The 26,527-nt window shown below is 57.4% G+C and carries 20 protein-coding genes and 1 tRNA gene; 5 read left to right on the top strand and 16 right to left on the bottom strand.

Annotated features, from left to right (window positions below):
- Positions 1 to 115 precede the first annotated feature (115 nt).
- The gene (locus L1A08_RS02620) at positions 116 to 1,546 is read right to left on the bottom strand and encodes a DUF1501 domain-containing protein (RefSeq protein WP_238753877.1); all 1,431 of its coding nucleotides are present in this window, start codon (positions 1,544 to 1,546) and stop codon (positions 116 to 118) included.
- Between the two features lie 128 nt (positions 1,547 to 1,674).
- Positions 1,675 to 4,050, bottom strand: a complete 2,376-nt coding sequence (locus L1A08_RS02615) for a PSD1 and planctomycete cytochrome C domain-containing protein (protein WP_238753874.1) — start codon at positions 4,048 to 4,050, stop codon at positions 1,675 to 1,677.
- Between the two features lie 280 nt (positions 4,051 to 4,330).
- Here L1A08_RS02615 and hisB point away from each other — a divergent pair, with 280 nt between their 5' ends.
- Positions 4,331 to 4,924: an imidazoleglycerol-phosphate dehydratase HisB gene (gene hisB / locus L1A08_RS02610; protein ID WP_238753872.1), complete on the top strand. Its 594-nt coding sequence runs from the start codon at positions 4,331 to 4,333 to the stop codon at positions 4,922 to 4,924.
- Between the two features lie 215 nt (positions 4,925 to 5,139).
- Here hisB and scpB read toward each other — a convergent pair whose 3' ends face one another.
- The 9 genes from scpB to L1A08_RS02565 form a co-directional block, all read right to left on the bottom strand.
- Positions 5,140 to 5,865 (bottom strand): SMC-Scp complex subunit ScpB, encoded by a 726-nt coding sequence (gene scpB / locus L1A08_RS02605; RefSeq protein WP_238753870.1) that lies wholly within the window; start codon positions 5,863 to 5,865, stop codon positions 5,140 to 5,142.
- Positions 5,866 to 6,102: 237 nt separating this feature from the next.
- Positions 6,103 to 6,669, bottom strand: a complete 567-nt coding sequence (locus L1A08_RS02600; RefSeq protein ID WP_238753868.1) for a hypothetical protein — start codon at positions 6,667 to 6,669, stop codon at positions 6,103 to 6,105.
- A gap of 244 nt (positions 6,670 to 6,913) precedes the next feature.
- The gene (locus L1A08_RS02595) at positions 6,914 to 7,378 is read right to left on the bottom strand and encodes a hypothetical protein (protein ID WP_238753866.1); all 465 of its coding nucleotides are present in this window, start codon (positions 7,376 to 7,378) and stop codon (positions 6,914 to 6,916) included.
- Between the two features lie 154 nt (positions 7,379 to 7,532).
- On the bottom strand, positions 7,533 to 8,834 hold the full coding sequence (locus L1A08_RS02590) for a DUF1501 domain-containing protein (RefSeq protein WP_238753864.1): 1,302 nt from the start codon (positions 8,832 to 8,834) through the stop codon (positions 7,533 to 7,535).
- Positions 8,835 to 8,906: 72 nt separating this feature from the next.
- Entirely contained in the window at positions 8,907 to 11,537 is a 2,631-nt protein-coding gene (locus tag L1A08_RS02585) for a DUF1549 and DUF1553 domain-containing protein (RefSeq protein ID WP_238753862.1), read from the bottom strand.
- Between the two features lie 77 nt (positions 11,538 to 11,614).
- Positions 11,615 to 12,202, bottom strand: coding sequence for a hypothetical protein (locus L1A08_RS02580; RefSeq protein WP_238753860.1), 588 nt, complete (start codon positions 12,200 to 12,202; stop codon positions 11,615 to 11,617).
- A 2-nt stretch (positions 12,203 to 12,204) separates the two neighbouring features.
- The gene (locus L1A08_RS02575) at positions 12,205 to 12,798 is read right to left on the bottom strand and encodes a hypothetical protein (RefSeq protein WP_238753858.1); all 594 of its coding nucleotides are present in this window, start codon (positions 12,796 to 12,798) and stop codon (positions 12,205 to 12,207) included.
- Between the two features lie 60 nt (positions 12,799 to 12,858).
- Positions 12,859 to 13,428 (bottom strand): RNA polymerase sigma factor, encoded by a 570-nt coding sequence (locus tag L1A08_RS02570; protein ID WP_238753855.1) that lies wholly within the window; start codon positions 13,426 to 13,428, stop codon positions 12,859 to 12,861.
- Positions 13,429 to 13,556: 128 nt separating this feature from the next.
- Positions 13,557 to 14,555, bottom strand: a complete 999-nt coding sequence (locus tag L1A08_RS02565) for an ABC transporter permease (RefSeq protein ID WP_238753853.1) — start codon at positions 14,553 to 14,555, stop codon at positions 13,557 to 13,559.
- A 234-nt stretch (positions 14,556 to 14,789) separates the two neighbouring features.
- On the opposite strand from L1A08_RS02565, the gene L1A08_RS02560 reads away from it, so the two are divergent.
- Both L1A08_RS02560 and L1A08_RS02555 read left to right on the top strand, forming a co-directional pair.
- On the top strand, positions 14,790 to 16,259 hold the full coding sequence (locus tag L1A08_RS02560) for a sulfatase family protein (protein WP_238753851.1): 1,470 nt from the start codon (positions 14,790 to 14,792) through the stop codon (positions 16,257 to 16,259).
- Positions 16,260 to 16,318: 59 nt separating this feature from the next.
- Positions 16,319 to 17,770: a sulfatase family protein gene (locus L1A08_RS02555; RefSeq protein WP_238753849.1), complete on the top strand. Its 1,452-nt coding sequence runs from the start codon at positions 16,319 to 16,321 to the stop codon at positions 17,768 to 17,770.
- Positions 17,771 to 17,968: 198 nt separating this feature from the next.
- On the opposite strand, the gene L1A08_RS02550 is transcribed toward L1A08_RS02555, so the two are convergent.
- Positions 17,969 to 19,045 (bottom strand): potassium channel family protein, encoded by a 1,077-nt coding sequence (locus L1A08_RS02550; protein ID WP_238753847.1) that lies wholly within the window; start codon positions 19,043 to 19,045, stop codon positions 17,969 to 17,971.
- Positions 19,046 to 19,361: 316 nt separating this feature from the next.
- Between L1A08_RS02550 and L1A08_RS02545 the strand changes: the two genes are divergently transcribed.
- Positions 19,362 to 19,435, top strand: a tRNA-Arg gene (locus tag L1A08_RS02545).
- A gap of 78 nt (positions 19,436 to 19,513) precedes the next feature.
- Here L1A08_RS02545 and L1A08_RS02540 read toward each other — a convergent pair.
- The 4 genes from L1A08_RS02540 to L1A08_RS02525 are packed head-to-tail and all read right to left on the bottom strand — an operon-like array spanning position 19,514 to position 22,526.
- On the bottom strand, positions 19,514 to 20,812 hold the full coding sequence (locus L1A08_RS02540; protein ID WP_238753845.1) for a tyrosine-type recombinase/integrase: 1,299 nt from the start codon (positions 20,810 to 20,812) through the stop codon (positions 19,514 to 19,516).
- 36 nt (positions 20,813 to 20,848) lie between these two features.
- On the bottom strand, positions 20,849 to 21,052 hold the full coding sequence (locus L1A08_RS02535; RefSeq protein ID WP_238753843.1) for a topoisomerase II: 204 nt from the start codon (positions 21,050 to 21,052) through the stop codon (positions 20,849 to 20,851).
- A 42-nt stretch (positions 21,053 to 21,094) separates the two neighbouring features.
- Positions 21,095 to 21,325: a hypothetical protein gene (locus tag L1A08_RS02530; protein ID WP_238753841.1), complete on the bottom strand. Its 231-nt coding sequence runs from the start codon at positions 21,323 to 21,325 to the stop codon at positions 21,095 to 21,097.
- Between the two features lie 58 nt (positions 21,326 to 21,383).
- Positions 21,384 to 22,526 carry a hypothetical protein gene (locus tag L1A08_RS02525; RefSeq protein WP_238753839.1) on the bottom strand — a complete coding sequence of 381 codons (1,143 nt, stop codon included), beginning with the start codon at positions 22,524 to 22,526 and terminating at the stop codon, positions 21,384 to 21,386.
- Between the two features lie 846 nt (positions 22,527 to 23,372).
- Here L1A08_RS02525 and cas9 point away from each other — a divergent pair.
- On the top strand, positions 23,373 to 26,522 hold the full coding sequence (gene cas9, locus L1A08_RS02520) for a type II CRISPR RNA-guided endonuclease Cas9 (protein ID WP_238753837.1): 3,150 nt from the start codon (positions 23,373 to 23,375) through the stop codon (positions 26,520 to 26,522).
- Positions 26,523 to 26,527: the final 5 nt, after the last annotated feature.

Raw genomic sequence — 26,527 nt, 5'->3', positions numbered from 1 at the left:
ATCCGGAACGCCGCTAGTTCATCGCCCCCTCATCCGCCCTTCGGGCACCTTCTCCCCCTAAAGGGGGCGAAGGAACACGGTTTGCCTGACAATCTCCGCTAGCTTACCGCGACGTTCAGCTGAAGATGTCCTTCAGCACGTGAGCTTCTTCCACGCCCGTCAGCCGCATGTCGAGGCCCTGGTACTGATAATACAGCTTCCGCCAGTCGATCCCCAGCATGTGGAGCATCGTCGCGTGCAGATCGCGGACGTGGACCGGCTTTTCGACGGCGTGGTAGCCGAGTTCGTCGGTGTTGCCGTAGGAGGTGCCGCCCTGGATACCGCCGCCGGCCATCCACATTGAGAAGCCGCGGATATGGTGATCGCGACCGACGCCCCCTTTGCCCTGAAACATCGGTGTGCGGCCAAACTCGCCACCCCAGATGATGAGCGTTTCATCGAGCATGCCCCGTTGCTTCAAGTCGGTAAGCAACGCATACGTCGGCTGATCGGTCAGGCCGCAGCAGACTTTCATGTACTTGTCGAGGCCGCCGTGATGGTCCCAGCCACGATGGTACAGATGGATAAACCGCACGCCACGCTCGGCGAGACGTCGGGCGAGCAGGCAATTCGACGCGTACGATCCATCGCCGGGCACGGCTCCGTACATATCGAGAATGTGCTTCGGCTCGTTCGACATGTCCATCAGGTCGGGAACCGAGGTCTGCATCTTGAAGGCCATCTCGTAGGCGGCGATGCGGGTGTCGAGTTCGGGGTTGCGAACCGTCTGCTGGCGATGCTGATCGAGCTGGTTAATCGCCGCGACGAGCTTCTGCTGCTGAGAAAGCGATACCCCCCTGGGCGGCTTCACGTAGTAGACAGGATCTCCACTGGAGTTGAACTCGACGCCCTGATACCGGCTTGGCAGGAATCCGGCTCCCCACTGACGGGAAGCGATCGGCTGCGGGTTGCGGCCGCCGACGCTGGTCATCACCACGAAGCCGGGAAGATCGTCCGCTTCCGCACCGAGGCCGTACTGAATCCAGGACCCCATCGACGGGCGGCCGGAAATCGCCGTGCCGGTGTTCATGAAGGTGTGAGCCGGATCGTGATTGATCTGCTCGGTGTGCATCGATTTGATGACGCAGATGTCATCGGCCATCTTGCCGTGCCAGGGGAGATAGTCGCTGATCTCCAGTCCGCTCGAACCATGCTTGCGGAACGGAATCAACGGCCCTTGAGCTTTCAGCTCCTGCCCCTGCAACTGGGCGATCGGCTGGCCTTCGGTGAACGAAGAGGGCATCGGCTGGCCGCTGATTCGTTCAAGTTCCGGCTTGTAGTCGAAGGTTTCCAGATGCGAAGGCCCGCCGGCCATGCAGAGGAAGATCACCCGCTTCACACGCGGGCGAAAGTTCGGAAACGATGCATTCGCCTTGGGCGTCGAACTGTTCGCGAGTCCGTCTCGCTGCAGCAGGGACGTGAGCGCCGCTGCTCCAAGGCCGACGCCGGAACGGGCCAGGAAAGCACGGCGATTAATGCGTGTCGCCAGATCGTGTTCAAGGGACATGACAGCCTCGTTATCGCTGGTCTTCTTAAATGACTGATCCGCGGTCGATCTCAAGTTTGCACTGCTGGGCAAGCCAGCAGTGGCACCCAACTGAATTCCGTCCAAGTTTCAGCGAGGGGGCAAACCTATCAGTTGCGGGTGGTGACTTCACTCAGGTTGAGCAGCACCCGGCAGACCTGCATCCACGCGGCCAGCTCGGTGGGATCGAGATCCTCGGGAGACTTCGCCAGCCCGGTCTGCAGAACCTGTTCCCGTTCTTTGGAATGCTGCTGATAATATTCGTGTTGTTCGTGACGTAATGTTGTGAGGATCTGCTGCTCGGACTCATCGGGAGTACGGGACATCGTCAGGCGGCAGGCGTAGTCGAGGCGACTCTGTTCGGTCTCGCCGCCTTCCTGAATCACGCGAGCCGCCATCATCCGGGCTGCTTCGACGAAGCTGTCATCGTTGAGCAGCGTGAGAGCCGCGAGCGGCGTGTTGGAACGCGGCCGCTCGGCTGTGCATTCCTCCCGACTGGGCGCATCGAAGGCCTTCAACATCGGATGCAAAAACTGCCGCTGCCAGTGCATATAGACGCCGCGTCGCCACTGATTCGTATCTTTGTCGGCGACATACTTCCGGGTGGGGAAGTTGAGATGCCGGTAATAACCAGCCGGCTGATACGGACGGGCACTTCGACCACCAATTTCGGTCACGAGCAGGCCGCTGACGGCCAGGGCGTTGTCCCGCACCATCTCTGCGTGGAGACGAAAGCGGGACTGGCGTGAGTAGTATTTGTTGTCCGGATCGCGCTGCATCTGCTCGACACTTGCCAGTGAACTGAGCTGATAGATTCGGCTCTGAGCCATGAGTCGCATCATGTGCTTGATGTCCCAGCCCGATTCGACGAACTCAATTGCGAGCCGGTCGAGCAGTTCGGGATGAGTCGGCGGCTTCCCCTGGCCTCCAAAATCGGTGAGGTCCGCCAGACCCCGGCCGAACATGATCGCCCAGAGTCGATTCACCATCACACGGGCGGTCAGCAGTCCGACGCCGTTCTCGTCGTCGACCAGCCAGTTGGCGAGATCGAGCCGCGTGGCCCGGTCCCCGCTGGTTTCGATCGCCGGGAGAAACTCCGGTACAGCCGGCTCCACAATTGGCCCGGAATCGTCCATCCAGTTGCCCCGGGGCAGCACCCGCATCACGCGTGGTTCGATCGACTTCGAAATCATCGTCAGACGGCCGGATTTCTCGATCTCCTTGATCGCGGCGTCGATCTCAGCGATCTGCTGAGTCTGTTCGGCCAGTTCGGAATCATCGGAGGCTGTACTAGCGAGTTTTGCCAGTTCCGCCTTCTCCTCGACGAGTCGGGCCCGTTCTTCACGAAGTTCCGGCGGAAGCACGAGCATTTCCGGCTCGCGCTTAGTGGGCAGCGAATTGCCTCCCGAGGTGAAGTGCTTTGCTTCGTCGAGATCTGCAAAGAACGCCGCCAGGGAGTAGAAGTCGGTGATCGTATACGGGTCGTACTTGTGCGTATGGCATTGAGCACATCCGACCGTCGCTCCCATCCAGACAGCCGAGACATTGCGGACGCGATCGGCTGCGTAGATCGCGAGATACTCCTTCTGCTGCAGCCCGCCTTCGTGCGTCGTCTGCAGAAGTCGGTTGTAGCCGGAGGCGACGAGCTCGTCGACTCCCGAGTCCTCCATCAGATCGCCGGCGAGTTGCTCGCGGGTGAACTGGTCGAACTTCATATTGTCATTGAAGGCGTTGATGACCCAGTCGCGATACGGCGAAATGCTGTGATCCTGATCGCCGTGATAGCCGACGGTGTCGGCGTACCGCACCAGATCGAGCCAGACCATCGCCATTCGCTCTCCGTAGTGCTCGGAGGCGAGCAGTTCATCAATCAGCACGTTCACTGCGGCGGGGGAATGATCCTTCTCGAAGGCATCGACCATCTCCAGTGTGGGAGGAAGTCCCGTGAGATCGAAGCAGACGCGGCGGAGCAGGGTGACCGGATCGGCATCGCCTGCGAACGTCATCCCCTGTCGCTTCACTTCCGCGGCGACGAAGTTATCGATGAAGTTGTTGCTCCACTCCGGTTGATCGATCTCTGGGGTGTCCACCAGTTCTGGCGTGACGTACGCCCAGTGTGGTTCCCACTCGGCTCCCTCAGCGATCCACTGCTGCAACTTGTCGATGTCTTCTGGCGTGAGCGATTTCTGAGAATGCTCGGGCGGCATCTTCAGATCGTGATCGGTTTCCAGAATGCGGGCAATCAGCTCGCTCTCCTCCGGCTTGCCGGGAACAATGGCGGCATATCCGCCCCGGTCTTCGAAGGCGGCATCCCGTTCATCGAGCCGAAGATCGGCTTCGCGATGTTCTTCATCCGGGCCATGACAGCCGATGCATTTGTCGGAGAGAATCGGACGGATATCCCGATTAAAATCGAGATCCGCAGCGAAAGAGTGGCTGGCCAGTCCGCAGAGAACGACGCAGATTTGCAGGACGGTGTTCTTCATGATCACGATTCGCAAGGCGGAGATGGAGGTGCGATGGCGGGAAACGCGGCACGCTCTGGGCGGCAGGCGAGAATTCCGTTCAGGCAGGTTCTGTCGCCCGAACCTGTTGGATTGTATCCATTTGCCGCTGTTGATGGGAACCATTTTGCTGAAAAACCGGTCCTTCCGACAGGGGATCAGGCGATTTTTGCGGTTTCAGTACCCGCTCGATCGAACCGGTTTGCCTGAACATCTACAATTGACTCGAACAACGAGCAGTACAGAACCCAGGGAGCAGCGGATGGCACGTACAGCCACGATCAAACGACAGACCGGCGAAACGCAGATTGAACTGACCATCGACCTCGACGGCACCGGACAGGTCGACATCGATACCGGTGTCGGCTTCCTCAACCATATGCTGACGCTGTTCGCCAAACATGGCTGCTTCGATCTCACGGTGAAAGCAACCGGCGATCTCGATGTCGACGATCACCACACGACCGAGGATATCGGGATCTGTCTCGGCAAGGCGATTCATCAGGCCGTCGGCGATAAGAAGGGGATCACCCGCTATGGATTTATGATCCTGCCGATGGACGAGACGCTGGCCACGGTCGCACTCGACCTGAGTGGCCGTGTCTGGTTCGAGCAGAAGTTCGCCTTTCCGACCGAGAAGATCGGCACGTTCGACACTCAGCTCGTAGCCGAGTTCCTGCAGGCGCTGGCGGCGAACGCCCTGATGAATCTGCACGTTGTGTTGAACCACGGCCAGAACAGTCACCACATCTCGGAAGCGATCTTCAAGGCGACAGCGCGGGCTCTGCGTCAGGCGCTCACAAACGATCCGCGACAGACCGGCGTGCCGTCGTCAAAGGGAACACTCACAGAGTAGTCGTTGAGTGGTGCCATGCCCACGCTCGCGTGGGCATGCTCTGAACCGGCAGTGATCGGGGTGACTCAGACGTGTGCCGGGCTTTGCCGAGGTCTGCACAGTACTCTATCGACGCCTTTTGGGGTGGTCCTGTCGGTGAGACCGGAGCGCTTCGGTAAGTGCTGGCATCTGTTGGCGTACGTCCGGAATGCGGCTGCGGTGGGAAACGCGATCGTTCACGCGGCTTGCGATTCTTCGTGATTTGTCTCGCCACTGTCGTCGTCTGCGGCGGCGTTTTCCGGCGGAGTGCTTTCGGTTTCCGTAGCGGGCGGCTTTCGGAGTTCCGCGTAGTTCGGGAGCTGATCGATGCGTCGGATGCCCATGAACTGCAGGAACGTCTTTGTCGTTTCGTAGAGATACGGACGACCGAGGGAATCTTCCTCGCCGCCGATGCGGATCAGCTGGCGTTCCATCAGCTGCTTGATGACTTCCGACGACTGCACGCCGCGAATGGCTTCGACATCGGCTCGGGTAATCGGTTGTCGGTACGCAATGATCGTCAGTGTTTCCAGCGTCGGCGGCGTGAGCTTCAATTCGACATGGCGGTGGTGAATGCGGTCGAGCCACTGCGAGTATTGCGAACGGGTGAGCAGCTGGTAGCCACTGGCGATCTGTTCGATGCGGAAGGGGGACTGATCGTGGTCGTACATCTCGTTGAGTTGTTCGACGAGTAGGTGACACTGGCCCGTGTCGATCAGCTTGGCGGCGTCGGCGAGCTTCTTAGCCGACAGGGGGGCGTCGGCGACGAAAAGAGCGGCTTCGAGTCGTGCGAGTTGGGGCGTGCGGATGCAGCTGAACGGGGCCTGTACGTCGGCGGAAGAGACCGCCAGAGACAGCTTCTCCCGGGCGGGCCGCTCGCTTCTTGGCGGCCAGGCGAATGGGCCCGTCCAGGAAGAATTCACAGCGAAAACCGACCAACCTTGCACGAAGACAGACCTTTTAGAGCAGTGGACTTGGAAGAGTAACGATTCCGTCCATGTGAAGTGAGGCGATTCAGACGAAGGCCGCTCCTGCGCGGATATCCTGCTGAGCGAATCGCTCTAGAGCTTTTCATGCTTCTCCTGCAGTCGCATGGGCGCCAATCTCCTGCCGTGCTGAGTTTGCTCCGAAAATGCGTGCAGGCGAATGTCGAATCTGCTCTAGAAAGAAGAAAGGGAAGAGCTGGAGGCGAACCAGGGACCGACCTGGTCGAGTGTCTTGCGGATCGCTTCGAGCGGCGTTGCTCCTTCGCCTTCAAAGCGAATAACGGTCGCGCTGCCCGATTGCCGTGAATAACAGGCGAAGTGCGTTGTGCCGGGCTGGAGTCCGGGTTGAACGCGGTACTCCGAGATTCCGAACTCGGCCAGTCGCGCCAGCGACTGTTCCCAGGTCAACTTGCCGGTCGGAGATTGATTGTGATTAATCGGCATCGAAGTGGGGCCATCAAGCCCGGCAGTCTGAACGGGAGCCGATCCAGTTGCCGGAAAGTCGAAGGGGCCCGCTTCCGATCCCGTCGGCTGGGATTCATTGAATGCGGGAGCAGGGGAGTCGTCCCAACCGGGAGCCGAAGACTCGGAAGCAGGATCTTCGAGCAGAAATGCAGTTTCATCGGCCGTTGAAGCGAATGAGTCGAACTGCGGGATGCCGAAGATCGACATCAGGGGAATGGCGGCCAGCGGCAGCGCCATAAAGATCGTCATGAAAAAACCGGCAATGCGTCCCTGCATTTATCGCTCCCTGAATCTTGTCTCGGGGAAGGATTTCCGTTGCCTTGCCGGCAACAGAAGAACCTCCACATCCGCTCCGGCGTCCCCACGCGGAGCTGGGCGATTTGTAGTGAATTTTGCTGATGGAGGCAACGCAGATTTTCGGCAACGTACTGAACAGCAATGCGCATAAAAAGAGGAAGCCTGCCTCGATGGGCCGGCTTCCTGCTACTTGAATGATCACCGCGTGGGGCTCGGGTGTTGGCTATTCAGCCTTCTTTTTCTTGCCCTTGGCGTTCTTCTTCGGCTCACGAACCTTCGGGAGCTGTTCGGCCTGCTCGTCGGTCAGGACGCTACGCACTTCGGCCAGGAACTCGGTCTTGATCGTCTGCGATTCTTTCCGCAGTTCGGCCAGTTTGGCGACGGTGTCGGCGGACAGCGAGCTGTCGAGATCCTTGAGGATGACGCGAATCTCAGCCTGAGTCTTGCCTTCTTCCTTGGCAGCTTTTGTGGCTTCAGCCCGCTGCTTACGGATCTCGACCGGCGTCAGCTCCATGGTTTTCTCGCGATTCTCGGTCGCGCGGGCGGTGTACTTGTCCTGAATCTCCTTCACTTCCTTCTTCTGATCAGCCGTCAGTTCGATCGAATCGGGCAACTGCAGAACCTGCGGGACATTCTTCGCGTTCTTTTTGTCTTTCCCCTTCTTCTTGGCGGCATCGTCCGCGCTCACGGAACCGACTAAGATCCCCATAATAGCAAATACTGCAACTGCTTTTGACCACTGCCCAAGATGTCGCATCAACGTCTCCTCAAAAGGAAGCACTAAGAAGGGCCGATCGGTACATACGATCGGCCCGAAGGATCTGAACGATCAGTTTCGCAGCTTAAGCAAACAGTTCGGAAAGGACATGACCGTCGCGGACGATCATGACCGGCCGGCCGGTGTTCGTGTGGTATTCCTTCTCGTGGTCGATGCCGAGAGCATGGTAGAAGGATGCGGCGACATCGTCCGGCGTGATCGCTTCGTTAAGCGGCCCCAGGGCTTTGTCGTCGCTGGCACCGATCACGCGACCGCCAGAGATGCCACCTCCGGCCATCAGCATGAACATGGCCCGCGGATAGTGATCGCGACCGACACGTTCGTTGTTGATCTTAGGCGTCCGCCCGAACTCGCCGGAGACGAGAACAACAGTTTCTTCCAGCAGGCCCTTCATTTCCAGGCCGGCCAACAGTGCGGCCAGCGATTCGTCGAACGGAGGCAACAGACGGGTTTTGAGGTTATTCCAGTTATCCCGGTGCGTATCCCAACCGCCGGTGGCGATCGAAACGAAACGGACTCCACTGTCGATCAACCGCGTTGCCAGCAGGCAGCTCTGACCGAAGGGCGACTCACCGAACATCTTGGCGAACTCAGGCGACTCCTGACTGACATCGAAGGCATCGCGGGCCTGTGGTGAGGTGATCATGTCGTAGGCCTGCTGCGAGAAGCGGTCCAGGCCGCGAAGCAGGTCGTTATTCTTCTCGAACTGGAGGAACGTCTGATCCAGATCGCGACGCAGGTTCGCGCGGCGTTCGACGTCGGTCACAGTCAGTCCGTTCCGCAGTTCCAGACCACGCACGCTGAACTTCTGCCCGGCACGCGGAGTGGCTCCCGTGTGAAGCGGCGCGTACTGCACGCCCAGGTAACCGGGGCGCTGGGCAGTATTCGGAATGGAAACGAACGGTGGCAGTTCGGGACGGGTCGGCAGTTCCTTGGAAACGACCGCACCATAACCCGGAAATTCCAGAGCCGGAAGCGGGCGGTTTCCGGTATTGATGTACTCCGAACCGAGCTGGTGAGCGGCCAGCGTGTGAGAGACCCCTCGAAGAATGACGAACTTGTCCATCACCTTGGCGAGATTCGGCAGATGCTCGCAGATCTGGATGCCGGAGACATTGGTGTCGATGGGGTTGAACTCGCCGCGATACTCCGACGGGGCGTCCGGCTTCATGTCGAACGTGTCCATGTGAGTCGGACCGCCCGGCAGATTGATGAAAATCGCCGACTTGGCTTTGGCGCCCTGGCGGATTTCGCCGGCCTGAGTCAGGTTGAGATAATTCCCGAGCGAAAGGCCGGAAAGGCCCAGAGCACCGACCTTGAGAAAATCACGCCGTCTGGCTCCGTCGCAGGTCCGATGTAATGCCATGATTCGAGCTCCCAGAAATATGATTGGAAATGAATGCCGACTTGAAGCAAATGTGTGACAAGTGATCCACGATCAGTGGTTGACGATGAATTCCTTGGTATTCAGCAGTGCCCAGAGCAGATCCCGCATCCCTACGAGCGGGGACTCCGCCGTTCGGATCGCTTCGACGGCTGTGGCCAGTTCGGATTCCGAGGGTTGCCGGCTGAGTGTCCTCAGGTAGGCGGTCTGCACGGCATCCTTGTAGTCCACTGCAGCGACTTTTGTCGACTCGGCAGGCTGGGCTTCTTCGGAATCTCCGTACTTCTCACGATAGGCTCGCAGCCGGGACTTCACTTCCTGGATCTTCTTCGGGTCGTCCTGCTTCTTCACCTTGGCGAGATACTTCTCGTAGCGGGCGATGACTTCGTCGTAGTTGGCCGGACGAGCTTCTTTATTGCTCTTTGCCGGACTGCTGACTTTCCACTCGCGAGCGAGTTCGTCGAGCCAACCGCGGCGCGATTCAATCGAAGAAAGCAGTTCGTTGTCGTTGTTGAGATACAGGGTCTGCAGCAGTGTCGGTTCGCTGGAGCGTTCGCAGTCGCAGTTGTTCTCACGAGCCGACTTGCCGAAGATCGTGAGGGCGTAGTTGTTCCCTCCGCGTCCCTGACCACTGCCCGGGATCGCGATTGCCCGTCCGTCGAGGCTGGTGAGGTAGGACGAGTTCTTTTCCGATTCCGAGGTGGCCTGAGCAATCGCGTCCAGCGCCACTTCGGCGTGAATTCGTCGAGGCACCGCACGACCGAAGTTTCGATCGTCGTGGATGTTCGTTTCATTCGGCTGCCAGCTAAGCTGATAAGTCCGGCTGTTACAGATCTCGCGGTGCAGCCACTTCATATCGAAGCTGCTGGCGATGAACCCCTGAGTGAGGTGATCCAACAAGGCGGCGTTGCTTGGCGGGTTGGCCATGCTCAGGTCATCAGTGGGTTCGACGATGCCGCGATGGAAGTAGTTGGCCCAGACGCGATTCACGAAGGCTCTGGCGAACAGATCCTGCACATCGGTCCGCAGCCACTGCATCAGCGGTTCACGGGGATTGTCGTACTCATTGAGGTTGAATGGATCACCGCCGAGCATGCGAGCAGTCTGCTGAGGAGCTTTGCCTTTGTTGCGACCAGAGGTGCGAGGAGGCGTATCGATGAGAGCAGGGAACGGCACGACTTTGCCCTTCTTCAACTCTTTGGCCAGTTCGCGTCGCAACTGGTTGCCGCGAAGCGTCTCGTCGACATCGATGCTGGCGAGCAGCTTCTGGTATTCTTTTCGGTCGGTTCCGTTCGCAGAATAGCGAGTGCGGGCGAAGACCGGCTGGAATTGCGTGAAGTCTTCCTGGGTCCACTGGTCGAAAGGGTGCTTGTGACACTGGGCACATTGAATGCGAATTCCCAGGAATGTGTAAGCGAAGCCAATGGCGCGGTCTTCGTCTTTCTGGAAGTTACGACGAGCCCAGAAATACGGCAGTGAATCCTGTTCGGCGAACGACTGGCACGAATCGTCGCGGAAGGTCTCGGACATCCGGGCCGAATAGTCTTCGTAGGTTTCGTCTTCACGCTGACTCGAAGCCAGGACGATGCCTTCGACGATTTTATCGTAGGGCACGTTGCGTTCGACTCGCAGACGAACCCACTCGAACCATTCCTGAGTGACTTTGTTGTTGTCGTACGAAACGTTATTGAGCTGGTTGACCGTGTTGCCGGTCATGTCGTTCAGTCGTGTCGCCCACCAGGCCGTATAGGCGGGGGTTTCGAGCAGTTCATCGATTTTAGCATTACGCTTGTGGGGATTCGTGTCTTTGGCGAACTCAAGCACCTGTTCCGGGGTCGGCAGCGTGCCGGCGATATCGAGCGAAACACGACGCAGGAACTCTTCGTCGGTGCAGACATCGGACTGGACAACGCCCAGTTTGCGCAGTTTCTCGACAACAAGTTCATCGACCCGGGTCGGAGCCGCGACCTGCGGGTACTTGTCGCCGACCCTGTCGCTAACCGGCTGGATCACGGGGACTGCGTAGATGCCGTTGTCATAGAAGACCACGACGTGCGAGTCGCCGACCGAGGCGGCTGTGATTTTGCCGTTCTCATCGACTTCTGCGATCGAGGTATCGTTCGACTGAAAGCGGCAAAGGGGCGTGACATCTTCGCGAGTTCCGTCTTCCCAGACGGCAACCACATTCACGGATTGAGACTGGCCGGACTTCTGGAAGACGATCTCGCTGGGAGTGACTTCGAGTCGGGTGAGCTTGTGGGGCTTCTCGGCTCCCTGGGCACCCGACGCGATCCACTTCAGAAAGACGTGGTACTGCCAGCTGTCTTTGACAATCCGTTCGCCGCCTTCGTGCTCTTCGACATTGGTGGCTTTGTGCAGGGCATAACTTTCGAGCGGATCTTCGGTGTCGATGCGTTCCGACAGACCTTTGTGATCCATGTTGAAGTCGTAACCGAACAGGGACAACTGGAACCCGCCTCGTCCCTGGAAGGAGCCGTGGCAGGAGCGGCCGTTACAGCCGATCTTGCTCATCATGGGAAGCAGGTGCCGCTGGAAATCCGGCACTTCAGTGCAGTTCTCGTTGAACCGCTGATCGATGGACGGAATGGTGTCCGCCCGGCTGGCGGTTTCCAGTGCCAGCGGCAGGGACAGCCCCAACGCGAGAGCGAGCAATCGCATTTGCATAACCAACGTCCTTATAAGTTCACGACAAATGGAAGCGATAATGTTCGGTAGAAAAGTGTCCGCTTGCGAGCCGGGGTCTACGGTCCGGCCTGTTCATTCCGCTGGGCGGGAGGATACGACTTTCGAATTCGCTGAAGCTGTCTGGCGATATCGTCTTTGTTGCTCTTCTTCGCCTCGGCGATGGATTTCTGAACCCGTTCGAGTCGCTGCTGGGCCGCCCGTTCTTCGGACTGCAACAATCTGAGCTGAAGATTCTGCTTCTCGGCGATCGCCCGTTCGATTTCTTTCATGGCCGCGTCGTATTTTTCCGCCATCGGCAGCGAAGCGATGAGCAGATTCAACCGGGAATTGGCCTTCCAGAGATCAAGTTCGATCTCATACCGCTCCGGGGAGCGGGATTTGATTCGGGCCAGCCGTTCGCTGACCCGGAAGATATCTTCAATCGCTCGTGTGAACTGTTTTCTGTCGGCGTCACGCAGCGAGTTCAGTAGATCACGCAGTTCCGAGTGATGCAGTTCCACGAATTTCAGAGCAGCCGCTTCGCGTTCCGGTGTGATCTCGCCCATGTCGCCGGGAGCATTTTTCTCAGCGAGACCAACTTCGCACGACTGAGGTGGAAGGACCAGGGCACCGACGCAGAGAAGAGTGAATAGCCACGTCTTCATGGTTAGAGCGCCTCCTGCGGGGCATCGTCCGAAGCTTCCGGAAGTGCAGGGGAGCGTTGCTGCGACTCGAGAGCCGCGATCATCCAGTTGGGTACGTTGAGTTCTTCTGCGTCAGTCGCCTCGCTGGCGAGGCTGTCGTAGTCCGAATCAATCTCATCAAGCACCGATACCTGAATCTCATCGCTGCCGATGTCTGATTGCAGGTCAATCCACGCCGCAGCAATCAGGGCGGTCCGATTCTGAGTAGCTGAAGCGGGGATTGGGGCGGGATCGGCATTCACCACAGTCGGAGCATCCGTCGGCGATTGGACGGAGTACCGTCCGGCGAACAGGCCGATGAGGAATGTCAACGCGGTTGCCAGGAGCACGCCAGGCCATCCGTCGAAGCGGATTCGGGACGAACCGACGGACTTCCGTTCGGCAGGCACCGTTTCTCGGCAAGCGGTAAGGGCATCCAGAATGCGAGCCGTGTCTCCGAATGCCTCTGCGGCTCGTTCGTTATCGACGAGCAGATGCTCAAAATGCTCCTGTTCGCTGCCGGTGAGTTCGCCGGTCAAATAGCGGAGGGCCTGCAGTTCGTAATCAGCTTCGGACATCGCCGTGGACCTGTGTAAAGGCGTCTTTCGCCGCGGGAAGGGATCGTTCTTCGCTTTCGGCTACTCTTCGTCGCCGGAATTCATATCACTGAGAGCCACTCTGAGAATCTTGAGAGCCCGGGCCATCCGAGAGAGGACAGTTCCCTGGGGGAGTTTGAGGAACTCCGCGATCTCAACGAACTTCATATCTTCGTAAATCCGCAATTCCACGACGCGTCGAAGAATCTCCGGAAGTTTCTGGCAGGCGTCCTGCACACGCTTGGCCTGCTCGGCTTCGATGAGTAAGTCACGATCCCCGGAACGGAGTTGGACCAGAAAGCTGGCGATCCGGGGCTCGTGTTTCTTCTTTCTCGCCTGCTTCCGGTGAACCAGGAGAGCTTCATTCTTCGCAACCTGATAAAGCCAGCCGGCATGAATGTGAAAGGAATCGCCGTTCTGACTCGCTTTTGTTTTCTGTTCCTGAAATCTCCGGAAGGTCTGCTGAAGCACATCGTCGACCTGACTGGGATCGTGCAGCTGCTTCAGAAGAAACATCCGTAACCCGGCTGCGTGTCGCTGATAGAGCTCAGCAGCATCGAAGGACCGGGGAGAGTCTTCCCCCGCCTTCGCGTTGTCCACAGGGTCTGTCATATCATGGTGTGGATGGTTGGCGGGGCCGGGTTAACTAATCAATGCGCAAGCACTGCAGAATATTTCCAGAGATTGATCCAATTTCTGAAAAATCGAAGAATTTTCCCGCCGAAAGTGCCCGGCGAGTTTCAGCTCGAGCGGCGATGGCGGATCTGGTCGACGAAGACAGCGGTGATGATGATTCCCCCTAAGATCATATCCTGCAGGGGGTTACTGATCCCAAGCTGAGTGCAGCCGCTCTGAATGGCCGCCATGATTCCCGCCCCGGCCAGAGTTCCGAGCACGGTCCCGCTCCCTCCGCTCAAACTTCCTCCGCCAATCACCACCGCGGCGATGATCTGCAGTTCCTTCCCCAGCCCGGAGGTCGGATTGCCGACCGAGAGCCGCGAAAACTGAAACAGCCCGGCCATCCCGATGAACAGCCCCCCCACGGCGTAGACGAGAATCTTCGTTCGCGTCACGTGAATACCGCACAGGCGGGCCGTGTTCTCATTCGAGCCGAGCGCGAAGACATGCCGACTGAATACGGTGTACTTGAGGATCGCCGCGACAATGAGCGAAAGAATGAGCGCGATCCAGACCCCGAAGGGCAATCCGAAGACCAGGGCGTCGTCCCGCGTGCTCAGGAACTGCCGCATCCACTCGGGCACCTGTTCGAGGCGGTTCGGGCGGACGGTCGTTTCTTTGGCGATCAGCTTCGCCACGCCGAGATAAATCGACATCGTCCCCAGCGTCACAATAAACGGAATCATCCTCAGGCTGCTGATCAGGATGCCGTTGATCAGACCGCACACGCAGCCGGTCAGCAGACAGAGCCCAAACGCCAGAGACGGGGCCATGTCTTCTTTCAGGCAGTACGCCAGCACCGTGGCGCAGAGCGCCATCGCCGTTCCCGCCGAAAGATCGATCCCGCCGGCGATGATGATGAACGTCATCCCCAGAGCCGCCACGGCTACGGTCGCCATGTTGACCGACATCCGCTGCATGTTGCTGAAGCTGAGAAACTTCCCGCCGTTCGGCTGATAGGCGTCGGCAATGCCGAACAGCATCACCACGACCCCGAGCGCAATCAGCGGGCCGATCGCGGTCATCAAATGAGTGAAGTATCGACGGGCAGCCGTTTGCATGAAATATCCGGGTGTCTTGAAAATCAGCCGTGGGTGGGGTAATCGTAGCCTTGGTCATAACAGAGAATCGACATATATCTATCACGGTTTCGGTCCGATTCAAAGTCTCGGCCTCGCAGAAGCCTGATCCCCGGAGCCATTCCGGGAGTCCGGGCTTGAAGTTTCCGAATTCGACCGCGACACGCGAGTTTCGACTTTCGCCGAGCTCGTCGCCTTCAATAGAAAGCCTTCCGAATGTTTCTATTCACTCGTGCTCTGTGCGCGACGTTGCTGCTGGCGTTCGTTCTCTCGTGCAGTCTTGAAGCCGCACAGAAGAACGTCGTCCTGTTCATCGCCGATGACCACGGTTTCCAGATCGGAGCCTACGGCGACAAGGTCGCCAAATCCCCCGGGCTCGATCGACTCGCCGCGGAAGGCACGAAGTTCACCCGCGCCTACGCGACCACGGCGAGCTGTTCCGCCAGTCGGTCGGTGATCATGTCGGGCCTGCAGAATCATGCGACCGGGCACTACGGTCACGCTCACGGCTACAACCATTTCAGCACCTATCAGACGGTTGTGCCGCTCACTCAGCATCTGGACAAAGCCGGATACCGCACCTGCTCGATCGGCAAGTACCATCTCGCTCCGAGGGACGTGTACTACTTTGAAAGCTACGAGAACGGGGGCATCAAGGGCGGCTCGCGGAATCCCGTCGGCATGGCCGAGAACGCGGCCAAATGGATCAAGCAGAACGATGACCGCCCCTTTTTCCTTTACTTCTGCACGTCCGATCCGCATCGCGGCGGCGGGCCCGGAAACTTCGCGAACTTCAACAACCGCGACAATCCGTATCCGGAAACCGAACGCAATCTGTTCAAGCCGGAAGATATGAATGTGCCTGACTGGCTGCCCGATACGCAGGAAGTCAAAGAGGAACTCGCCGAGTACTACCAGGCCTGCAACCGCGTCGATCAGGGCGTGCAGCGGCTGTATGAGATTCTGGAGGAGACCGGGCATCTCGACGACACGCTGTTCATCTTCACCAGCGACAACGGCCCGCCGTTCCCCGGTGCGAAGACGAACCTGTATCAGCCGGGAGCCAACCTGCCGTTCATCGTCCGTCATCCCGATCAGAAGAAACGCGGCATGACAACCGACGCGGTCATCAACTGGACCGACATCACGCCGACCATTCTCGACTTCTGTGAAGTCACACCGGGTAAGTATCCGCCGGTGCAGCCGGGCGAGAATGACCAGCCGATCCGTCGCAAGAACGAAGTTCAGTACAAGTTCCACGGCCGCTCATTCCTGCCGATCCTCGAACAGGAACACCCAGAAGGCTGGGACTCAACGTTCCTGTCGCACACCTTCCATGAGATCACGATGTACTACCCCATGCGGGTGGCGATCGACGGCGACTACAAACTGATTTTCAACATCGCTCACCAGTTGCCATATCCGAATGCTTCCGACCTGTTCGCTTCGCCAACCTGGCAGAGTGCGCTCAAACGCGAAGAGAAAACGTTCGGGCAGAAGACGATTTATGACTACGAAAATCGTCCCCGCTTCGAGCTCTACAACATTGCCGAAGACCCCTACGAGGGCAAAAACCTCGCCCTCGATCCGGAGCATCAGGACAAGCTGAAAGAACTGCAGGAGAAACTGCAGGCCTGGCAGAAGGAAACGAAGGATCCCTGGGAATTGAAGTGGCGTTACGAGTGATCGAAGTCCACCGCACGTCGCCGAAGATCCCTGATCTCATGCCTATGAAAGAGCCGCTCGTGAAAACCATTCTTCTCACTCTTGTTCTGGTCGCATCCTGCGTGTCATCGGCGAATGCTGCCGATCGTCCCAACGTTCTCTGGATTTATCTGGAAGACGTGAGTGGCTGGTTCAGCTGCTACGGCGATACGCTCATCGAGACGCCAAACATCGATGCCCTCGCCGAGAGCGGCACGAAGTTCACCCGCTTCTACACGCCGGCCGGCGTCTGTTCGGCAACGCGTTCGGCCATCATCACCGGGATGATGCAGACGTCGATCGGAGCCCACAATCACCGCAGCTGCCGGGACTCATTCCGGGGACAATCGATGGGCGAGTACGATCGCAATGCGTTGCCCGAAAGTGCGACGCCGCTTCCGATTCGTTTCCGTCAGGCCGGCTACTGGACGTTCAACGAGGGGAATAAAGACGACTACAACTTCGAATGGAGCAAGGAAGAATTCTACGACTTCGAACGCAGCCGTGGCGGCTGGGGACCGGGAACACTGGTCGCCGGCAAATGCTGGGCAGGGAAGGGGAAAGATCAGCCGTTCTTTGGACAGGTTCAACTTGGCGGCGGAAAACTAGGCAAGAGGGCTCCGTCCGTCATCGATCCGGCTGATGTTCCCGTTCCGCCGTACTACCCGGATGTCAAAGAAGTCCGCGACGAAATTGCTCATCATTACGACTGCCTGCTGAAGACCGATGAGCAGGTCGGCGAAATTATCGACGCCCTCAAGCGGGACGGCTACTACGACAACACGCTGATCTTCCTCTTCAGTGATCACGGCATGAAACTGCATCGTCACAAGCAGTTCCTGTTCGAAGGGGGCATCCATATGCCACTCATCGTTGCCGGCCCGGGGATCACCGCAGGCAAAGTCCGCGACGATCTCATCTCCGGCATCGATATTTCCGCCGCTTCGCTGGCCGCTTCCGGGATTGAAGTGCCGGAAACGATGGAAGGTCGCGACTTCCTCGCGAAAGACTACGAGCCGCGCGAGTACCTCGTCGCCGCCCGCGACCGTTGCGATTACACGATCGAGAAGATCCGCGCCGTGGTCACGCCTCGATTCAAGTACCTCCGCAATTACCTGACCGATCGCCCGTATATGCAGCCCAGCTACAAAGACCCCTGGGAGGTCTCGCAGAAGTTCCGCCAGATGATGGCCGACGGCGAGATGAATGAGACTCAGCTGATCTTCTTCGGCGATACGAAACCAGCCGAAGAGTTCTACGATCTGGAGAACGATCCCCACGAGATCAACAATCTCGCTCACGATCCCGAATTTCAGAAGGAACTGACACGGCATCGCAAACTGCTGCAGGAGTGGATCGTCGAAACCGGCGACCAGGGCCAGCAGCCGGAATCCGAAGTCGGCATTCGCTGTGTCCTCAAACGCTGGGGCGACAAATGCGTCAATCCAGAGTACGACGCCGTCCGCAAGTCCACAGCCGCGACCTCAAATTAGTCGCAACCCGATGGCGTGCCACTGCTGGCTAGTCCAGCAGTGCTCCCAATCCCCATTTCGTAGGGGCGGCATCCTGACGCCGAATGGATGTCGCCATCACTATCGACGATGGGTAGCCTGTCAGCACGGTCACATGCCGCAGCGTCGTTGCGCCGAAAGCGCGCGACCTCGTAACGCATCGCGCCGCAAGGCTTCCACTCAAGTGGACGCACCCCGATACTTAATCGTCTCTACAGGACGCGAGAACTTCCGCGCCACCTGCGGCAGGTCGTCATGATGTCCCAGGATCACAACAATGTCGCCGGGGTTGAGGACGGTTTCCGACGGAGGGTTTAGCATCGCCGTCCCTTCCTGATTCCGAATCCCGACGATCAGAAATCCGTGGTTTCCCCGAACTTCGATCTCGTTGAGCGTCTTCCCGGCCAGCGGAGAGGAAGGGAGGACGGGCACCTCTTCGAACTGCAGACCAACTTCACGAAGTTCATCGCTGACGTGCCGCTTGCTCGCAATATCTCCCAGCAGATTCTCGGCTGTCGGTCTCAGAATCAGTTGAGCAATCCGGGAGGCTCCAATCGCCGTCGGCAGCACCACCTGATCGGCTCCACAGCCAAGCAGCTTCCGCTCCGTTCGAGGGTTCTCACCACGAGCGATAATCGTGATCGACGGATTCATCTCGCGAGCGGTGATGGTCACGAAAACATTCGTCGCATCGTCCGACAGAACCGAGGCCAGCACCGACGCCTTCTCGATCTGGGCCAGACTCAACAGATGCTCATCGCTGGCATCGCCCTGAAGCACAAGATAGCCGAGATCCTGAGCGGTCTGCATGTGCTCTTCGCAGTTATCGATGATCACAAACGGCTTTCCGGCTGTCTGCAACTCGCGAGCGAGAATCGTCCCCATCCGACCGAAGCCGCAGATAATGGTGTGATCTTCCAGACTGGTGATTTCCCGAGTCATTCGACGTGCTCCCAAAGCCTTGTTGATCTCGCCGTCCACGAGCATCTGCATAAAACCGCCCACCGTATAAATCACGGCTCCATAGCCGGCCACAATCACGGCGATTGTCAGGCCTCGCAGTCCGGTCGACTCGATCGGCTGCACTTCCCCATAGCCAACGCCAAAAATCGTAATGATGACCATGTACACAGCATCATCGACCTGCCATCCATGCGCGATGTAGCCCAGCACGGCTACGAAGCTGACCGTCGCAAACAGCAGCAGACCGGTCACGATCTTTCGCAGGGGATCGGAGGTCTTGAGAGTTGAGGTCATGGCTCGCCGGATAGAGAGAACGTCAGCGGACCCGGCGAGAACGGCCGGACAATCGAAAGTGGGCGAGCCCCCCGATTGTAAGCATTCAGACCCTCAACAGACCAACTTCCCCGGAAAAAAACAGGAAGCCACATTCGCCGCGAACGTCCCGCCTTCCTGCGTGTCCTCACGGAGAGCCCCGACCACACCGAATTTATCGATGATTCCGGCCGGACAGAAAGCTCCAGGAACTGTCAAAAAAACCGAAGCACACGGACTTGCGACCCGCCCCCAGATCTGCCATATTACGCCTGCACGAGGCAAACGCCCTCGCCACGCACCCCTAGCTCAATTGGATAGAGCATCGGTCTACGGAACCGAAGGTTAGAGGTTCGAATCCTCTGGGGTGTACTTCAAAAGCCTTAAATGGCAACAGGTTACGACGAGGGCGGGATTCAGCGAGAAATCGAAAAAATCGAGTCCCCCCGTTTATCCCCCCGCTAATGCTGATTCGCTGTCGCTGACAATCAGCTTCTTCTGCAGCTCATCGCCCGCCGCCTGGGCGGAACGAATTGCTCCATAATGCTTCTCGGTGGTTGCGAAGTCCGCGTGACGCATGACGACCTTGACCGTTTCGGCGGAAACCCCCGAATTGATCAGTCGAGCCGCACACCCACGACGGAGATCGTGAGCACTGGCATACTTGGCACGCACACCAGTCGCTTTGTTCTCCTTCGTCACCACCACCCCGGCTTCCTTGCCAATCTTCGCGATTGTTCTGCTGACGGCGTCGGCAGACAATCGTTCTCCGCGTCTTTGCTTCAGTCTAACGTTGACCACGAATCCTTCGCGGCGTTTCTCAGGGACTGACAGCAAAAGGTGCTTCAGACCTGGCAGCATTGGGATTTCCTGCAATCGTCCGTTCTTCTGCGAAGGCGGGACGATAATCGTCGAGTGAGCTGCCCGACTCCAAACGGGATGAATTCGTTGATCATCATCCCAAGAGAAATCCATAGCCTCACTGATGCGGAATCCGCTTTCCCAGAGAACCCGCAACGCGAACTCCCACTCCGGGGAGAATTTCTTACCGACGACCGTGGGAGTAACGCCGAGCATTCGCTCGAACTCCTCGCCAGTAATCGGACGGCCTTTCATGACGTCTCGCGTTTCCAGCTTCTCAAGTGGAGGAACCGCTTCAATCCATCCATGTTTGTAGCAGTACCGGATAAACGCCATCACTGCTGCCAGCATGCTGTTGACGGTATTTGGAGACCGAGTGGGATATCGGCACTCCACACCCGCCAGCAGACGATCCTGCAGCAGTTCGAGGTTATCCAGGCTGATGACTTCCTTGACGAACAGCTCTTCCGTTCTGAGCGATGTCTTCAGAATCCGTTCCGCGATACAGATTCGGGACAACGCGTGCGTGAGAGACATCTCTCGCGTTCGCGTGGCCCGATGTCTGCGATATCGCTCATAACAATCCTGCCAGGTCTTCCCCCGGTCGATGGTCTCCACGACGGCTTCAGGAGCAGACAAACGCATCACCTGTTCCTGGGCTGCCGTGATCGCACCACCGGAGGCAACGTACTGTCCATTGAGAAGACGCTCGCGGCATTCCCTGAGCACCCGTTTGGCTTCACGCCGGTCACGGGTGCCGCAGTTCTTGCGGATGCGAGTCCTTCGCAACGGACAGTAGAACTTCAGGACGAATCCATTTCGATCCGCCGGCCTCAAGGGGCGTTCAGGATAGAGCTGGATACTTCCAATCTCTGGAGGTCTGGCCATGATCAAATTCTTTCTGTTTTGATCAGTTCCGTAGCCTCACTCCGGCTTCCTCTCTGCGTTGCGATGCAGATAGTTGAGCACAGCCTCGCCAGTCACCCAGCGCGTGTGCCCAATCCGCGTGAAGGGCAAGCCTTCATCGAGCATCTTATCCCAAAACTTCTGCGAAATGCCAAGCAGCTTGAGCAGCAATTCCTTGCTGTAAGCTTCCTCAGCGTGAATACGACCAACAACGACTGACATGGAGAATCCTTTCTCAACGAAAAAAACAGAAGAAGCCTGACTTCAGACAGGCAGAATCAAACGATGCTCGGTTTTCCGGTATTGGAGCTCGTAGCCTCTCAGCTTGTCGTGCTCATCCACCAGGACGTTCAGCTCCCACTCAGCAGTGAGGTTGAACATCACAACGAAGGCGTCATCAGACTCGATGTCGATGGGATCGCCCAGCCCGTCGAACAGCCTCGCTTTACGACGGGCCAACTGGCCGACGTCATCGAATGGAACACGTGTAATCATGCATTATCCTTCCATGGATAAAGGTAGCTACTATCGCAATGACAGTAGCAGGGACAAATCAAAAGGATTGAACGTTCAATCCAAAGTCAAACTCGATTGCGGCATCATACAGACCGTGCTTGGATGCCTTTTCCTTCCAGGCTTCGTACCATGCCCAGTCGTTCATATCATTCGCGTAGCTGAGATCGTGGAGCAGTTCCTTAGCTCCCCGGATATCGCGGATCGTTCGGTTCTGCTCGACGGCGCATCTGAGAAGCAAACTCTTGATCATCGAGAACAGCCGACGCTGCGAGACTGCACCGTACCGAACCCGTTTAAACTCGAGATCCTGTTCGGTCTCTTGTTGGACGAGAACCTCTCGAATGATCTTCCAGAGCGGATGCACTTCGCAGCGGGATTGATGTTTGTTCTTTCTGTCGGGGGCTCGATCGAGCAACCGGAAGAATGCTTTTCCTGTTTCGGGGAGCAATCGCTCCACGACAGATCCCAAGTTGCTCAGAATACGTTCGACGTGGTCGTCTTCCCACTGAGCAAGCCAGTTCCGGTAGACCCGCAGCTCGACGCGTGTTGCCGCTTTAGGCAGCGTACCATTCCAGCGATTGTCGATCATCGACTGGAGGTAAACGGGATCATTCTTGCTTGTGGCTTCCCGGAGCTTGTCGTAAATCTGCAATGTCAGCCGGTCGGTTGACGAGAGGGTGAACGTTTCCGTTTCACCCTGGTGGCAGTCAACTCGATGGTGTTTCGCTGTTGAGGTAAACTGATTGCCGCAGCAGGCGGGGAACAGATCCTGACGAGGATTGAGGCCGGGAAGGTCGACGCACACATCGAGCCGTCGAATCCATTCATCGTGGATTCCGCCGCCGAGAGCATTCACGATCTTAAACGCCCATTCACGCACGGCGAGTCCGCCGTGGATCAGGCAGGGACCGCCCGGAACCGTCAGCGAGAAGTTATGAAAGCGGCGCGAGGCTTTCGAACGGAAGTCGAGACCGAGAGTGACGTCTCCCCAGGTGATGCGGAACTTCAGGTGAGTCTGTCGGCCTTTCCCCATTCCATAAGGATGAACGAGGCAACGGTAGTTGTTGAGTGTGATCGGGTGCGGCTGAGAAGTGCCACGAGCAATCTCAACGGCTTCTTCGAGCCCATCTCGACGTTCTTCCGCTCGAGACGACCAGACTACGACACCGGCGGTTTCCAACCAGTCAATCGCAACTGTGGAAGTGTCTCTTAAGGACTCCCATTCAGACTCTTCCTGGCTACTGTGTAGGGGCGTGTTACCTGATCTCGCCCCTTCAGCCGATGCTGCGTTCACTCGCTCGCCGCCTCGGCGCCGGCGGCTCGCTCCATCCGCAGCATCTACGGAGAATTCAGATTCGGGTCCTTCCGGACTGCGATGCGGCATGACAACTTCCAACAGAACCACGGGAGATAGAAACAATCAAAGAGCCTCGAAGGCCTTCAGGCCTGAGGCATGCGATCTCGCAGAATCTATTCTTTGATATTCCCGTGTTTAGAAGTTGCCCGGACTATCCCTGAGGATGTCCCCTTAATTCAATTTGATTTCCTGCGGGCCTGGACAGGTGGGATGCTTATTTGTTCTTTTTGGCGCGAGATGCCTTGGAGAAATCTTCGACTTGCCGAACCGCCAAGCTTGAAACATTTTTCAGAAGAATCTTCGCACAAGATCAACGAGCAGGCGGCGCATTCTCCTCGTCCGGGGAAAGGACGGCTGCGCCGCAGTTTAAGAGAAGCTGAGGCCCTTCCGCTCAGGGCCAAATCCGGCAGAGATCAGCGCATGAAAAAACCGCACGTCGAATTCGCGAGGTGCGGTGGATGCTCCGTGGAGCAGTGCCTGCGAACATTGAATCTTTGTTGCGAAAAGTGTTCTCAGGACAGTGTTGGTTACACGTCACGTAGCATACGCATTCACTGAGATATGTCAAGCCTTTGCGAGAAAGACCGCTTGAGGTTCGTTTGCAAAGTCAGACGTATTTTGTTCATGTATTCATGATCTCTGAACTAACACCCCTTGAGGCACGATTATATGACTGAAATGACGCTCGGGCTGGATATCGGTAGCAACTCCATCGGATGGGCGTTGATCGACGACGACACCAACCAGATCGAGGCTGCAGGGGTTCGCATCTTTCCGATGGGATTGGAGTCGACGCAGAGCGGAGAGAAGTCCAAGAATGCCGATCGACGTCTGGCCCGCGGAACTCGCAGATTGCTGCGAAGACGTTCCAAACGAAAGCAGGCTCTGCGCCGGCTGCTCATTGAGATGGGACTGCTTCCGTCCGTCGCCCTCGAGGATCGAGAATCCCCCGACCGGATCGACTGGGAGCGGTCCACTTTCAAGGCAGCCGATCCCTACTCCCTGCGAAAGAAAGCTTTGGATGCCCCACTTGAGCCCCATGAGTTGGGCCGGGTGCTGCTTCACCTGAATCAGCGGCGTGGTTTCAAGTCGAATCGGAAGGCAGATAGAGAACGCGAAAAAGAAACCAGCGGGATGCTGGCTGAGATCAGCGAACTACAGAAAGCAATCAATTCGAGCGGTGCGAGAACACTCGGGGAATATCTCGCCGATCAGATTGATCCCACGCTCCAACGATCTCAGAGAATTCCTGTTCCGACCGATCCCGATGCTAACGATTCTCTCCGTCGAAGGCATACACAACGACGGATGTACGTCTACGAATTCGTCCGGATCTGGCAGTCGCAGCGCCGTTTTCACCCCGACCTGCTGACGAAGTCAAATCGTCGGCAGATTCTGAAAACGATTTTCTATCAGCGTCCCATTCAACCACCCTCAACTGGCTTGGTCGGTGCGTGCGAGCTGGAACCACGGTTGCCGCGTGCACCGAGGGCTGATCGACGCGTTCAGGAGATGCGACTTTACCAGGAGGTGAACAATCTGCGGCTCATCGACGTTTCAACTCGAGAAGAACGACCTCTTACCGAAGAAGAACGTACGAAGCTGCTGCGCTATCTGTCCAAGAGAAAGGAAGCGACATTCGATGCGATTCGAAAGCATCTGTTCGACACGCCAGATAATGTGACTTTCAATCTGGAGCGTGCGGAGCGTTCGAAGATGCACGGTATGCCGATCGACCATGCTCTGGCTGGGACCAAGCTTGTCGGTAAGGACTGGTGGAAGGTCGATGAGCGTACGAGGAACTGGATTGTCGCGGCTATCATCGATGATGATCACTCACGGTTGGCCTATCTGCTCCAGGAAGCCGGATTGGATACAGGTCTTGCTGACAAACTATTGAATCGGACACCATTGGAGTCTGGATACGGAAACTACTCGCTCAAAGCGATCAAACGACTTCTCCCGCATGTTAAGGCGGGTTTACCTCTGTATTCCCGTGATGAAACGATACCCTCCGCATATCGAGAAGCTGGATATCCGGCACCTTGGGAACGAAATCTCGAACGCGTGCCTCGACTCGACAGCCCTCCCGAAGTCACCAATCCGATCGTGCAGCAGGCTTTGCACGAAGTGCGCACGGTAGTGAATGCGATTCTGCGCGAGCATGTTCACGGTCAGCAGAAGTCGCTGAAGTGCATTCGCCTGGAACTTGCGAGAGATGCAAAGCTGTCCGTGAGGCAGCGAGCCGAGATGGTGAAGGAGCAGCGACGGAATGAAGGACGACGTGCTGCCGCTGTGAAATGGATCGAGGGATATCTGGGAGAGGGGCAGGCCCGCCGCGGCGACATCGAGAAGTATCTTCTCTGGAGAGAGCAGGGCGAACTCTGCATCTACACGGGGCAGAGTATATCTCCCTCCCAGTTGCTGTCGGCTGAAACTGATGTCGACCATATTCTTCCGCGTTGGCAGAGCCAGGATAATTCCCGAATGAATCGTGTTGTCTGTTTTCGCAAAGCGAATGCCGACAAGCGAGATCGAACGCCCTTTCAATGGCTGGGTGATAGAGATCCGAAACGGTACGAAGAAATCGTGCAGCGTGCTCGGAAGTTGCCGTATCGGAAGTTCAAACGGTTTCTTCAGAAGGAGGTTGACTCGGACTTTGTCGCTCGGCAGCTGAATGATACGTCATATATCACAACCCAGGTCCGCACCTATCTGCAATCCCTCGGAGTGGATGTTGAGCCTGTCAGCGGCCGTTACACGGCAATCCTTCGTCGCCGCTGGGGCCTCGAAACACTACTATCCGACTTAGAGGACAGCCCAGCCTGGGAAGCCGCTCAAGAGCTTGCTCCCGGAGAAAAGAATCGGTTGGATCAGCGTCATCACGCTGTAGATGCTTTAGTGGTGGCGCTCACCGATAAGAAGCGGGTCTACAATCTTGGCCGTGTCTTTCGATTCGAACATGCGCGTGCACTGGGATATGAAGGTGATCTTCCAGATGCCGTCAGGGCGTCCAAGCGTCTAGGCGAACCCTGGCCATCTTTTCGAGATTCCGCCATGAACGCGATCGGGGCCATCAATGTCTCGTATCGCGTTCGTCGGAAGGCTTCCGGGCAGTTACATGAGGACACTCTCTACGGTCGGACTCGTGTTCCGGGCGTTTTTACGATACGCAAGAGAGTCGAAGACCTTTCCATGGCGGAAGTCGACCGCATTCGTGATTCCAGAGATCGAGAGATCATCGTGGCACGCCTGGCTGAGTTTGGGATCACTCCGGGACGGAAAGCGAGTCGCAAACCGACAGCCGACGTTTGGAAAGAGCCACTCTGGAAGAATAGGGCAAAGGGAGTCGCTCTCAAGAAGGTGCGAATCACGAAGAACGAAGAAACCGTTGTCCCGATCCGTGGAGACAAGGCTTTTGTAAAGCCGGGTAACACTCACCATCTCTGCCTGTTCGAGTTTACGGATGCCAAGGGCAGGATTCGGCGAGATGCTGTCTTCGTGACGATGCTGGAGGCGGCAAATCGATTACGGAATCGTGAACCTCTTATCAGGCGAATTCACCCGGAACGACCTGATGCGAGGTTCCTGTTCAGCCTCTCCAACAATGAGTCAATACTCGTTGAGGAAGATGGAAAAGAACTGCTGTATCGTCTCGTTCGTTCGGCTTCAACTTCGAAACAAATGTGGTTTAAGCATCACTGCGCTGGTGGCGAGTCATCTTCCAAAATCGGAGAGGTCTCGAAAATGCCAAACACTCTAGTTGCGAGGAAGGTGACCGTCGATCCATTGGGCCGGATCCGCTGGGCTAATGATTAAAACGC

It is taken from the genome of Rubinisphaera margarita, assembly GCF_022267515.1.
In the GTDB taxonomy this organism is placed as follows: domain Bacteria; phylum Planctomycetota; class Planctomycetia; order Planctomycetales; family Planctomycetaceae; genus Rubinisphaera; species Rubinisphaera margarita.
The sequence above is the reverse complement of the archived record's forward strand: the minus strand, read 5'-3'. Positions and strand labels throughout refer to the sequence as shown.